We start from the raw sequence: 12,839 nt of genomic DNA on the forward strand, positions 1-12,839 counted from the left end.
GAGCCCGCGGGTTGGACCATTTCCGAAAACGGGAAGTAAGAAAAGAGGGAGAAGGGCCCCGCGCCGTGGCGACCCCAGGCGGCCGCGGCGCGCTCCAGGTCCTCGACGACAAACGCCAACTGATAAACACTTTCCGTACCGTGCAACGCGGCCATCTGTCCGGTCCTCCGCGGGGAGCGCTGCACCCCCCCTAGAGGGATGCCTCCAGCTCCAGCGTGTAGAAACGCGGCTGCCCGGGGTAGGCGGGCGCAAAGCCGAGCCCGGAAAAGTCCAGCAGACTGTGGAAATACTCCTCGTCAAAGCAGTTCCGACAGCGCAGCAGCACCTTGTACTTCTGGTTCTCGCTTTCCCAGCCGACGGTGGCGTTGGCAATGTCGTAGGACGACTCGGAAATCGGTGCGTTAGTGATCGTCAGGTAATGATCCCCGATCATGCTGTAGTCGAAGTTGGCAATGAGCGACCCGTTCCCGGAGCCGAGAGGATAGATCGCCGAAACACCCACCTTGCCCTGGAAGCCCGGCAGTCGCTGCAGGTCGTCGCCGAGCACGCTATCCAGCCCCGGGGGCAGGTCGTCGGCATATTCGCCGTCCATGAGCGCGAAGTTCGCATACAGGTCGAGCACGCTGTTGACGCGATAGGTGCCCTCAGCTTCAAGCCCGTAGATTTCCGCGTCGGTCGTCGCACCGGAAAAACCACCGTTGACGTTGGTAAAGGTGTTGAAGAGATCCTGAAAGTCCGTATAGAACATCGCGACGTTTGCTCGCACACGATTGTCGAACAGCTGGCTCTTCAGGCCGACCTCATAGGAATCCACGATTTCCGCGGGAAAGTCGGTCAGCTCCTCCGGATTCGGGAACACGAGGCGGGCAAGCCAGCCGCCCGACTTGAAACCCCGTGAGTAGCTGGCGTAGAGATTCAGGTCATCGCTGGGCGACCAGTCGATGCCGATCCGCGGCGTGAACTCGTCAAACTCGATGTCCGTCGGTGTACCTAGACTTTCGACGACGCCGGTATCGAACAGCTGGATTCGATCGGCGGGAAGCGCCGGGAAGTTGCCCGGTGCCGGGGCCGTGTAGAACTGCACGTCGATGTTCTTCTCTTCGGTCGTGTAGCGTCCACCGAGGAACACCGAGACGTCCGCGCTAAGATTCCAGGTGAGTTCACCGTAAACGGCGTAACTCTCCGAGTCGGTCTGCAGGTGCTGCTCGAAATACAGCGGAGGAGCCGTTACGAAACCACCTTCGCCCGGCACACGAAGATTGAACTCGTTGCCCAGGATCGCATCGCTCTCCTCCTTGAAGTAGAACAGTCCGGAGGTGTACTCGAAGCGACCCTCATCGAAGGAACCGGAGAGGTTGAATTCCTGGCTGATCTGGTCCGAGTCGTTGTCGGTGAAGAGCTCGTAGATCGGCGTCACGCTGTCGGACAGGTCGAGATTGTAGACCTGGATCGTCTCCCGCACCGCGGTAATGGATTTCAGCGTTGTGTCCGGACCGATATCCCAGAAAGCAGTAAGCGAATAGCCTGATGCTTCGCCGAGGTTGCGCTGCTCCGTGTCCGAGTAAAGATCAAACAGCCCGATGAAGGGAGGTTCGGAGGGCAGCGGGGCGAGGTTGGCCGGGTAGACCGAGTCGCTGTCATCCTCCATGTAGTCAGCCGCGGCGATGAAGCGGAGCGTGTCCGACGCCTGCCACAGTGCAGCCACGCGCCAGCCCATGAAATCAGTCTTGTTCACGTCCCGGCCGAGAGTCAGGTTGTCGGAGTAACCATCGTCCTCCTGCTCCATGTAATTCACGCGCACCGCCAGCTTGTCCTCGACGATGGCCGTGTTGAAGCTGCCGCGCGCGAACCACTGACCATAGTTGCCGACACCGGCGCTGATCCGCCCGGTGGTCTCGAACTCGGGCTCCTTGGTGATGACCTTGACCGCACCGGCAGAGGAGTTACGCCCGTAGAGCGTGCCCTGGGGCCCGCGCAGGACCTCGATACGCTCCAGGTCATAAAGAGCGAAGTTGTTCACGCCCTGGCGCGCGATGTACACGTCATCGACATACACACCGACAGCGGGGTCCACGGTGACGATCGACTCGGTCGTACCGATACCACGGAGGAAGAAAGTGACGGCGGTGTTCTGGCCGACGTTGTTGGAGCCGATGAGACCGGGTACCTCGGTGAAGATATCCTCTGTGGAGAGGATCTGGCGGCGCTCCATACTCGCTTCGTCGAGCGCGGTTACCGCGATGGGAACCTGCTGCAGGTCCCCCGAGCGCCGCTGTGCCGTGACGACCAGTTCCTCGAGAACAGCAGGCTTGTCCCCGCCGGCCGCTTGCGCCAGGGCCTGGGGATTGAAGGCGGGCAGAGCAACAGCCGCTGCGACGGAACTAGCGAGGATATGCTTGGCTTTCATGGTGATTCTCCGACTGGTTACCACGGTGACTGTTCTTCTCAGGTGGCTCTGGCAGCCCTGGCACTGCGTCGCATTGTTCCGGAATGCCGACGGTCGAGATTGTCTCGGTGACGCGGTGCCATGGTCCCCCCTGCGAGCAACCATACTACTGGATACAGGTATGTAAACGGGTCTTTCATGTATATGAACCACGATTCGCCATCCAGCGACGCAATACCTACACTGCCAACCTTTTCAGGAAGCGGGGCTTTTCATGGAACTGGACAACGACAACGCAGCACTGGTGGTAATCGACATGCAGGTCAGCTTCTGTAAACCGGAGGGAAAGGTCGCGGCTATCGGTCTCGACACGAGCGCCTGCCAGGCGGCCATCACGCCCTGCGCGGAAGTGCTGGAGGCGGCGCGGCAGGCTGGCCTGCCCATTTTCTTCACCCGCTACGTATACGCAGACGACTACGCCGACGGCGGCGTGATGATCGAGCACCTGATGCCGGAGCTCGCGGAAGTCAATGCCCTGCAGGCGGGCTCGGCCGACGCCGAGATCGTCCCGGAACTCGCACCCCTGGCCGGCGAACAGGTTATCGACAAGAACCGTCCCAGCGCCTTCTACGGGACGGATTTCGCATCCCGGCTGGCCGCAGCGGGCGCTGAACAGCTCGTTGTCTGCGGCGTTACCACCAACTGCTGTGTTGAAAGCACGGTCCGCGATGCCAGCCACCGGGACATGCAGGTGTTCGTAGTGGCCGATGGCTGCGCCGAGCTCGATCCGGAGCGGCATGCCGTCTCCCTGCGAACCATGGACATGCTCTTCGCCGACGTGATCAGCATCGACGCCTTCCGGAACGGCCTCTCGTGAGCGAGGCGGCCGCGGGCGAGCAGCATGGCAGCGATTATCCTCCCGCGGGTATCGCCTGGTACTCCATCGGCATCCTGCTCGTGGCGTACACGATTGCGTTCATCGACCGCACGATCCTGGCCTTGCTCGTCGGCCCCATCCAGCGGGATCTCGGCATTTCCGACACGCTCATGGGGCTCCTCCACGGTATTGCCTTTGCCCTGTTTTATGCGGCCCTCGGGATACCGATCGCCCGCCTCTCGGACCGCTACTCGCGACGCTGGATAATCCTGACCGGCATGGTGCTTTGGAGCTTCATGACCGCAGCCTGCGGGGTCGCGCGCAATTTCTGGCACCTGTTCCTGGCCCGTGTGGGCGTCGGTATCGGCGAGGCGGCCCTGTCGCCGGCCGCCTACTCCATGATCGCCGACATGTTTCCGCCACGGAGCCTCGGACGCGCACTGGGCGTTTACTCCTCCGGGGTTTTCTTCGGCGCGGGCATCGCGTTCATGCTCGGCGGCGCCATCATCGGCGCCCTGGACAGCGTTCGCTCCCTGGAACTGCCGCTAGTGGGCGCTATCCGCTCCTGGCAGGCGGTGTTCTTCATGGTCGGTATTCCCGGCGCCCTCTTCGCCCTGCTCATGCTCACGGTCCCCGAGCCCCGGCGGAAGTCACTCGTACCGGGCGCGAAACCCGGCGTGCTACCGGGGCTGTGGCGCTACATGGTCGAGAACCGGCGGGTCGTCGGGGGGCACTTCCTGGGCTTCTCCCTCCTTGCTGTTGTCTTCAATGGCTACGTTGCGTGGGCGCCAACCCAGCTCATTCGGGACTTTGCTGTCGGTGCAGGAGAGGCGGGGCGGGCACTCGGGCTGGTCATCTTTCTCTTCGGGGGCACCGGCATCATCGTCGGAGGCATGGTCGCCGACCGACTGGCCCGGCGTGGCTATGCCGACGCCAACATGCGCGCCGGGGTCATTGCGGCCGCAGGCCTGCTCCCGGCCTGCGTCCTGGCACCGCAGATGCCGGGCTTCGGTACCAGTATTGCCATGTACGCGGTCTTTTTCTTCTTTTCGAGCTTCCCTTACGGGGCCGCCGCCGCGGCACTTCAGGTCATGGCTCCCCATGATCTGCGCGCCCGCCTGTCGGCCATCTACCTATTGACCCTGAACCTGATCGGAATCGGCCTCGGCCCCCTGGCCATTGCCGCTGTCAGCGACCATCTCCTGGGCGGCAAGGCGTTCCTCGGCAACGCAATGAGCATCGTCTCCCTCGTGGTCGTTCCCCTGGGCGCGGCAATCCTCGCCTTGACGCTACCGCGTTTCCGGCAGCTGGTGGGCCGGGCCACAGCCACAGCAGGATAGCCGCCGGCGTCACAACGGCTCCCAGCGCCGCAGGGTGAGGCCAAGGCGGGTGACGCTCAGGAGCCGGAAGGTTCCCCCGGGGGACCGCCGGCGCGCAGGAGAAGCCGGATGTCATCCATCAGCGCCGTCGCTGCCGGGCTGAGACGCCGCCCCCGGACTGTCATCAGTCCCGCGCGGCGGGTGGTGGTAGGCTGACCCACCCTTACACGTTTCAGCATCGGATGGGTTATGCCATCGTAGCTGCGGGTGGCCATGGCAGGAGAAATCATGAACAGAAAGTCGTCCGATAGCATCAACTGAGCACCCACCATGGCCGCGTCAGTTCGAATGATCTTGGTCGGTGGATCAAGGCCTTCGGCAATGAACGCTTCCCTGATGATCTGCCAGTCACTGGGCCGGCGCCGGGCGACCAGCCAGGTGTAGGGTTGCAGATCTTTCAGCGTTGGTCGCTTGAGTTTGACCGCAGGGTGTTGGGCGCGGGCAACGACAATGTCATTGAGGCTGTAGAGGAACTCGCTGACGACACCGCGCGGAGAGGCCTCAGCTGGCCCGATTGCCCCAAGTACAAAGTCGAGCTCACCCTCGATCAGCTGATTCAACAGCGTCTCGGAATAGTCTTCGAGTAGCGAGATCTCTACATCAGGCCGCTGATGGTGGAAATGGCGCACCGCTGCTGCAACCACACCGATGTCGCAGATCTCACCAATACCGATGGCGACCTTGCCCGCCCGCGCGCCCTGTAGCGCCTGCACGTGATGCACTGCCAGTTCAATGCCATTCAGCTGGCTTCTCGCATACTGCAGGAAAGCATCACCATAAATCGTCGGGGTCGTCTGGCTTCCCTGCCCTCGATTCACGAGTTTGACCCCTACAATCTGCTCGAGCTTGGTGATACTCCGACCAAGGGCCTGCTGGGTGATGCCGAGAACTTTCGACGCCTCGGCCAGGCCACCACGCTCAAGCACCGCTACGAAACGCTCCAGTTCCTTGTAACTGATATCCAGCGTGGGATTCCGTTCCTTCCTGTTTATCTCCCGTCCCCCACAATGCTCATTTCGCGCCTCGACCATCCCGGGCGAGGTGCCTTAGTCTACCCAAAGCGGTCCTGCATACAATAAGAGAATATACTCGACGAGCCGACCCGCAAACTGACTCGCAGGCGCGGAGGCGTTAGCAGTCAATAGGGAACCGGAGGGTCATAGCCGCTCAATGCCCGGGCGACCCGTGGCGGCAGTTCGACGCTGCGCTCCGGCGTGCGGTCAAGGGTCACCTCCCGATCCGTCCAGTTGTTCTCCAGGACTCCGCCCAGGGTGCGGATAAATGACAGGTTCCCCCCACGCGTGCCATAAGGGCCATGCAGGATATGCGGCGGCCGCCAGAAATAGGCGCCCGCCCGCATGATCCCGATCGGGCTCAGGAAGTCACCCGATAGGACAAATGCTTCCTCGAAACAGTCATGTTGTTCCTGCGGACCCGACCAGTGCGGCGGCACAAGGTGTGGCGGTGCCATGACCAGCATCGACAGGTCTTCTGTTTCAGGATCGTGACGGAGAATCTTCCAGCGCATGCCGGCATCGCCATAGACCGGGTCCATTCCTTCACTGGACCAGGGCATCGCGAAAGCATCCAGAACTCGTGGCCGGCCATGCGGCGAACGTTCTCCTGCCAGGGGCATCCCCGAGTAGAAGGCGAGAATTACCGCCCCTTCTGCGCTAGCCATGGTTTCGCGGTGTGACCCTCCCGGCAACCAGGCATAGCAATCCTGTGCCAAGTCATAGTCACCCAGGGTAATGGCGCCATCCAGCACCAGCAGCTCCTCGTCGACCGAAAGTGCCCGCAGAGGGCTTTGCCAGCCTGCCGGGAGCCGCAGCAGGACGCTGCACGCGCCCGTCTCATCATCTTGAGACAGAACCTTTACATCGGCTGCCATGCCTGGGTAGGGCCATTCACAGCTTCGCCATATGAGTTCCTGGGACTGGATATATTCGATATGTTCACGAGCCATGGTAGCCACTCCTTAACCGGCGGATAGCTCACCAGACCGGCTTCAGCAATCCGCTTATCCCTGCGATCAAAGTGCCCGCATAAATGGCCAGTACGACGGGGTAGACGGGTCTAAGCGTTGATGAGATACGCGCATCCAGTTCCCGGTTGGCGCCTTCTGACGCAAGCTGCTGAAACAGGGCAGCTACCGGTTTGAACATCCTCTCCAGCAGCAGAGCGGCGATTCCGACAAGCACAAAGCCGAGCCATTTTAGGGCCAGCCACAATGGAATGGCGCCTGAGGAAAGCAACCAAAGGGACCCTGCGCCCATGCCGAAGATGACGACCAGATAAAAGACTGTCTGCCCGATAAGCGCAGTGCGATGTGCGGCCGTATCTGGCGCAAGGAAGATTACCGCCCAGGTGATCAGCAACCAGACAACGGCAAACACGCCAGCCGGAATGAGCGTTATCCCATCGTAGCCAAGACCACGCGACAGGAGCACCCCGGTGAACCAGACGACTGGCACCGCGAAGCGGGGCGCTCGGTCGAGCATCATGCCGACTTCGAGTACGGTTAACCGTGTCTCCACGGAGAGATCGGAACGCTCTGCATAGCGAGCCCCGAGAAAGACACCCACATCGGTACCAAGCCAGAATACCCACCCGAGCACATGTACCACGAGAGCGACATCGTAAAACGTCATTCGCCAGCGCCCGATGCGTGTTCATCGATCTCCGCAGTGCGTTGCCTCGCACCCTGGAAATCGGCACCAATGGCCCGGAATGCATCAGCGAAAAACGCTTCGCGCGCGGCGTGGTTCCGCAAGTTCTCCTCGGCAGTCCAATCCATGGCGTCGAGCTCACCTTCGCCAAGCACACCTTTCTCCACCAGTAACTTTTCCAACGCGCGCGCATAGTCCCGAGTGGCCCAGAGCTGGCTCATGGTCTCAAGGAGCGCCGTCATCATCGCATCAAGGTCAGGGCTGGAGAAAAAAGCAGGGCGTGACCCTCGCGTATCCAGGGCTTGTGTCCTCTCGGTCATGCTCAGTTCTCCTTCCAGGCACCAAATCCGAACCACTGGATTCCCTCGGCGAGTCGGCCAGTCCGGTCGCTGAAGCCGGTCTCTTGCCGCAACGCCTCCGAGTAGGCTTCATCACTGAGCGTAGAGTACTGCGGTGTGATGAACTCGAAATGCGTTTCTGCCGGGAAGCCGGCCTCTTCACGAAGAGCCACGAAATCCTGGTCCCGAAACGTCTTGTAAAAGGGCTCATTGTTGTAATAAGCATCCCAGTCCAGGTAGAAAGCATCGTAGGGGTCGAGGCTGCCATTCGGTGGAAGTTCCATGTGGAGCATGAGTCCGCCTGGGCGCAGGACACGCCGAGCTTCTGCAAAGACGCGCCGAATATCCTTGAGCGAGAGCTCATGTAGAAACATCGACGAGAAAACCACGTCGAAACTGTTATCCTCAAAGGGCAAGGCTGTAGCGTTCGCCTGGCGGAAATGTACCGATACGCCCTGGCGTTCCGCACGAGCATGCCCGTAACGCAGGCAAGCAGGCGCCACGTCGATGCCGGTCACTTCCGCTTCCGGAAAGGTGCGTTTCCAGGCACAGGTGTTGTGCCCGATAGTACAGCCAAGGTCGAGCACCGACGCAGGCGCGAAGTCGGGATAGCTGTGGCGAATGTACTGGGACATGGACTGACCAATATCGTCGTGGTTGTCCCCCATCATTCCAAAGGAAAAGACATTGAAGCCATGATCATAGGCTGCGCCCCCCATCCAGGGCGCATCAGGGTCCTCGCGGTGATACGAGCCCGGGGCCAGGTGAACATCTATCGCGGTGACATTCCGAGGGATTGGCAGCCCATCATCTAGCTCCAAAGTGCCACCGGCCCCTGACGAGGTGGCTGCGTCAATACGCTCTCCCAGGTCATCCCGGTTTTCTGCCAGCGGGCGCAGGACAGAGCGCCAGACCATTTCCTGAGCGTTGTACCGCATACTCGAGTAGAACCGGAATAGCGACTCGTCGCGCATTGCTTCGTGAACATCTGGCCCCGTCTCGGGCACATTTCCGGCTGACGCCAGCCTCGGTGCAACGGCACCGTTGTAGCGTTCACGCATGGCGGTTGCCACGTCATTCAGAATGAATCCGCGCAGCGACGACACGAAGTCCTGCCGTGCGGCCTGCTCGCGCGAGCCTTTAACGAAGAGATCGTGTTTGAGCGGGGTTGGCATAGCTACCTCCTGCCGGATTGACCGTGCTGTGCTGGCTTATGGTAGTGCGATCATACAAAAGAAAAAGTTTGACATCCAGCCTCAAACACTAGTATTTGTTTCATTACTCGGTCCAATTGGAGGCCCTGCGAGGCCCGCGAGTAGCCAGGGAGGATTTCGAATAATGCTAAACCGGTCGACTAACATGGCAGTTTCAGCCACCGCCCGGACTTCCAATAGTCCGACGAGCAAGCCCGTTCCGCTCGTAGCTGGCAGCTGGTCAAAAGGCTCCGTCGCTACCAGTTGTTACCTGCTTTCGTTGTTGGCAGGCACCTCGCTTCTCACAAGCCAGGGTGCCCACGCCCAGGCGCTGGAAGAAGTGGTCGTTACAGCACAGCGCAAGAGCGAAAACCTCCAAGACATTCCCCTGAGCGTCACATCGCTGTCGGAAGACCAGCTGGATTCAATGCAGATGCTCAATAGCATCGATGTATCCCGCTCCGTACCGAACATGGTGGCGGCAAATACGGTCGGCCTTTCAACTTCCGTTCTGTATTTTCTACGCGGTGTCGGCAGCACCGAGTCAATCGCCACCTTTGATCTTCCAGTAGGTACCTACATCGACGAAGTGTACCTCTCCCGCCAGAACGCGAATCAGGTAAACCTTTCTGCGGTGGAGCGGGTCGAAATACTGCGCGGACCGCAGGGTACGCTTTTTGGCCGCAACACTACCGGTGGTGCCATTCACCTTGTGACCAAGAAGCCGACGCAGGACTTCCATGGCAAGGCGGAGGTGGGCTATGGGCGCTTCGACCGAATCAGCGCCAATGGCATGGTCAACATACCGGTCAGCGAAAAATCTGCCGTCATGCTCAGCGCCTTCAAGGTCGAAGATGACGGATTCATGGACAACCAGCTGAACAGCGAAACCTACAATGCCGAAGATGCCTGGGGCACCCGTGCAGCGTTGCGCTGGCGGCCAACCGATTCGCTCACCTGGGACCTTTCCGGGCAGTACATAGATGCGGCGGGCACACTGGTAGGGCCGCCAGGCGTGGTCGATCCGGCGACCTTCCAGCCACTGCCTATCCCGGCCACTGGAGATCTGCAAACGCTCCGTACCATGGAGAACAATTGTGAACCCTCCGGCGAACCGAACAGCTGGCCCGGACAGGGCTGCCAGTTCAACCGTTCGGAGTCGTCCTTGTTCATTTCAAACCTGGCCTGGTCGACGGACGCCGGGACCCTGAACTTCATCACAGGCTATTACGACGTCGATCACAACTTCAACCTCGACATCCTGGGCAATACCGATCAACCCATCTTCGGCGGAGCCTTCGGAGCCAACTTCTATATTTCCAATGGCGGCAATCATGAGCAGTTCAGCCAGGAAGTGAAATGGCAGTCCGAGGCCTTTGATGGACGCTTGAGTTACGTCGCTGGTCTCTACTACATGGACGAAGACAACAAGACCCGGTACGCAGACACGGTCAACCTGCCAGTAGGAGGCGGGGTAACCATTCCCGCGACGCTTGCCTATCGCTCTCCGATGGAAAACACGACCGAGAATGTTGCGGTGTATGTGCAAGGAGATTATGCAATCACGGATCAGCTTACGCTGCAGTTGGGTATGCGCTACACCGACGAGGAGAAGACATTCGCTCTTGATGGCTTCTCGCTGGATTTTGCCACATTCTCACCCGTGCCGTTCAACTCGGCGCAAATGGAGGCCCTCGGCATTCCGCTCGAGCAACAGGTGGATGAGTTTACCCCGCGCGCGGCGCTCTACCTTGATGTACATGATGACCTGATGTTTTATGCCTCCTACACGGAGGGTTTCAAATCTGGTGGCTGGAACGCACGCGGCACGAGTGCGATCGAAATGCAGAACTTCGGCCCGGAGTTTGTCGAGTCCTGGGAAGTCGGCATGCGCAGCGATGCCCTGAATGGCCGTCTGCGCACGAATGCGACCCTTTTCAGGGCGGATTACAGCGAGTTCCAGGTTCCTTCGGTGTTTCCGGGCAGTTCCACCTTCCTGACCCTGAATTCCGGTGATGCCCGGGTCGACGGGCTTGAACTCGAGTCGGTCTTTGCACTCAGCGACCGCTTCGATGTTTTCCTCAACCTGGGACTCATGGATGCAGGTTACGAGGACCTGACCGCCAACGCCGTGGCCGCCGGCATCGGTCCGGAGCTACAACGGACCCCTGACGTGACTGCACAGCTCGGGGTGAACTCAGGCATTCCGCTCCCCGGAGGATCTACGCTAAATTTTACAGCCGATGTGAAGTACACCTCGGACTTCGAAATGTCACCCTCAAATGACCCGGAAGCCTCCATCGACGAGCAGACACTACTGAACGCCCAACTGCGGTGGACCAACGCGGCCGACACGCTGTCATTGATTGCAGAGTGCCGCAACTGCACCGATGAAGTCTGGTTCAACCAGAACCTCTTCAACATGCTCTACCCGGCTCAACCCCTGCGCTGGAATCTGCGAGTGCAGTATCGTTTCTGATACCGATGAGCACCGGGGGGCGCAGGCCCCTCGCTTTCATATCAGCAGCATTGACCAAGGGTTTCACCAATGAAATTGTTCTATTCCCCCTTCCACACATTTATCCACAAGGTTCTCGTCACCGCCCACGAAGCCGGCCTGTGGGATCAGATCACGTTTGTACCCACCTACCCCTACAAGAACCTGCAGGGAGAGGATCAGGGTGAGCGCTACAGCATTGCGGAGCTGAATCCGTTGGACAAGGTGCCAACCCTGGCCCTGGATGATGGCCAGGTCGTGTACGGAAGCCAGGCCATCGTGGAATGCCTCGACAGCCTGGGAAAAAGCGAGTCGCGCCTCTACCCGCCTGAGGGTCCCGAGCGCTGGGATGCGATAACGCGGCTCGCGCTCGGCGATACGATCTTTGAAACCACCGTGGTACTGGTCATGGAAGGCTGGCAACCGGAAGCCGAACAACGTATCGGGGTCTTCGAATGGATCTGGCCAAAAATCATTCGCGGCCTCGACCGCCTGGAAAGCTCATGCGCAAAGGGCTTCAAGCGCTTCGACATCGGTCAGGCCTCTATGCTGCACGCCATCAGCTACATGGACTTCAGGACGAGATTCTACGACGCCAAGGATCCCCTCTACCCCGACTTCGACTGCTTCGAGAACCGCCCCAATCTCCAGAGCTGGTGGAAAGAAGCGCTGGAGAGGCCATCGGTAAAGGCACATTACCAGCGGCCGTTTGAGGGCGACGACTCTGCCGAGTTTCTCCGCAAGAATGTCGAGGAGGTCCTCGCGGCCCAGGGGCGCCAGGGATGATCCACCACTATTACTGGCCAACGCCAAATGGCCACAAGACAGCCATAATGCTGGAAGAGATCGGGATAGCCTACGAAACCCACCCGGTCAACGTTCTTAAAGGTGAGCAGCACGAACCCGCCTTTCTGTCGATCAGCCCGAATAATCGTATTCCAGCGATCGTGGATGACGATGGCCCGGGAGGAAAGCCCTACAGCGTGTTCGAATCGGGCGCCATTCTCATGTACCTCGCCGAAAAAACGGGAAAATTCTGGCCCGATGACACCAGAAAGCGACATGACGTCCTGCAGTGGCTCATGTTCCAGATGGGAAACGTCGGGCCGATGTTCGGGCAGAACGGTTACTTCCAGGGTTACTGCCCTGAGGATGTGCCTTTGGCGCGAGAGCGATACCACAAGATCACTCGGCAGATCTACGGCGTTCTGGACCGTCGCCTTGGTGAGAGGCCTTACCTTGCGGGTGAGAGCTACTCCCTTGCCGATATCGCAACCTACCCCTGGACAATGCCGCGCCAAGTCGAAATGCATCGCATAGACCTAGCGGAATACCCTAACGTGGCGCGCTGGAATCAGGATATTTCCCAGAGGCCTGGCGTGCAGCGAGGCATCGCAGTGCTGAGAGACGACATGCGCATAGGGAATCCAACCCGGGAAACTTACGACAACATGTTCGGCAATAAGCAGTTCAGACAATGACCGCAGTTTGCAAGTACTG

At 59.9% G+C, this 12,839-nt stretch carries 11 protein-coding genes; 5 read left to right on the forward strand and 6 right to left on the reverse strand.

Annotated features, from left to right (window positions below; genetic code table 11):
* Positions 1 to 190: 190 nt before the first annotated feature.
* Positions 191 to 2,407 carry a TonB-dependent receptor gene (locus ACX93N_RS10910; RefSeq protein ID WP_459428448.1) on the reverse strand — a complete coding sequence of 739 codons (2,217 nt, stop codon included), beginning with the start codon at positions 2,405 to 2,407 and terminating at the stop codon, positions 191 to 193.
* Between the two features lie 253 nt (positions 2,408 to 2,660).
* Here ACX93N_RS10910 and ACX93N_RS10915 point away from each other — a divergent pair, with 253 nt between their 5' ends.
* Positions 2,661 to 3,263, forward strand: a complete 603-nt coding sequence (locus ACX93N_RS10915; protein WP_459428449.1) for a cysteine hydrolase family protein — start codon at positions 2,661 to 2,663, stop codon at positions 3,261 to 3,263.
* Positions 3,260 to 4,603 carry a spinster family MFS transporter gene (locus ACX93N_RS10920; RefSeq protein ID WP_459428450.1) on the forward strand — a complete coding sequence of 448 codons (1,344 nt, stop codon included), beginning with the start codon at positions 3,260 to 3,262 and terminating at the stop codon, positions 4,601 to 4,603. The genes ACX93N_RS10915 and ACX93N_RS10920 overlap by 4 nt, the downstream gene beginning before the upstream one ends.
* 56 nt (positions 4,604 to 4,659) lie before the next feature.
* On the opposite strand, the gene ACX93N_RS10925 is transcribed toward ACX93N_RS10920, so the two are convergent.
* The 5 genes from ACX93N_RS10925 to ACX93N_RS10945 all read right to left on the reverse strand — a co-directional run bounded on the left by ACX93N_RS10925 (position 4,660) and on the right by ACX93N_RS10945 (position 8,824).
* Positions 4,660 to 5,673: a LysR family transcriptional regulator gene (locus ACX93N_RS10925; RefSeq protein WP_459428451.1), complete on the reverse strand. Its 1,014-nt coding sequence runs from the start codon at positions 5,671 to 5,673 to the stop codon at positions 4,660 to 4,662.
* Positions 5,674 to 5,780: 107 nt separating this feature from the next.
* On the reverse strand, positions 5,781 to 6,608 hold the full coding sequence (locus ACX93N_RS10930; protein WP_459428452.1) for a DUF4437 domain-containing protein: 828 nt from the start codon (positions 6,606 to 6,608) through the stop codon (positions 5,781 to 5,783).
* Positions 6,609 to 6,636: 28 nt separating this feature from the next.
* Entirely contained in the window at positions 6,637 to 7,293 is a 657-nt protein-coding gene (locus ACX93N_RS10935; RefSeq protein WP_459428453.1) for a hypothetical protein, read from the reverse strand.
* Complete coding sequence (locus tag ACX93N_RS10940) at positions 7,290 to 7,631, reverse strand: hypothetical protein (protein ID WP_459428454.1); 342 nt, start codon at positions 7,629 to 7,631, stop codon at positions 7,290 to 7,292. The genes ACX93N_RS10935 and ACX93N_RS10940 overlap by 4 nt, the downstream gene beginning before the upstream one ends.
* A 2-nt stretch (positions 7,632 to 7,633) precedes the next feature.
* Positions 7,634 to 8,824 carry a class I SAM-dependent methyltransferase gene (locus tag ACX93N_RS10945; RefSeq protein ID WP_459428455.1) on the reverse strand — a complete coding sequence of 397 codons (1,191 nt, stop codon included), beginning with the start codon at positions 8,822 to 8,824 and terminating at the stop codon, positions 7,634 to 7,636.
* A gap of 184 nt (positions 8,825 to 9,008) precedes the next feature.
* On the opposite strand from ACX93N_RS10945, the gene ACX93N_RS10950 reads away from it, so the two are divergent.
* From ACX93N_RS10950 to ACX93N_RS10960, 3 genes are all read left to right on the forward strand, one after another.
* Complete coding sequence (locus ACX93N_RS10950) at positions 9,009 to 11,321, forward strand: TonB-dependent receptor (protein ID WP_459428456.1); 2,313 nt, start codon at positions 9,009 to 9,011, stop codon at positions 11,319 to 11,321.
* Positions 11,322 to 11,390: 69 nt separating this feature from the next.
* The gene (locus ACX93N_RS10955) at positions 11,391 to 12,125 is read left to right on the forward strand and encodes a glutathione S-transferase family protein (protein WP_459428457.1); all 735 of its coding nucleotides are present in this window, start codon (positions 11,391 to 11,393) and stop codon (positions 12,123 to 12,125) included.
* Positions 12,122 to 12,820 carry a glutathione S-transferase family protein gene (locus tag ACX93N_RS10960; RefSeq protein ID WP_459428458.1) on the forward strand — a complete coding sequence of 233 codons (699 nt, stop codon included), beginning with the start codon at positions 12,122 to 12,124 and terminating at the stop codon, positions 12,818 to 12,820. The genes ACX93N_RS10955 and ACX93N_RS10960 overlap by 4 nt, the downstream gene beginning before the upstream one ends.
* The last annotated feature ends 19 nt before the right edge of the window (positions 12,821 to 12,839 follow it).

Source organism: Pseudohaliea sp., from assembly GCF_054552115.1.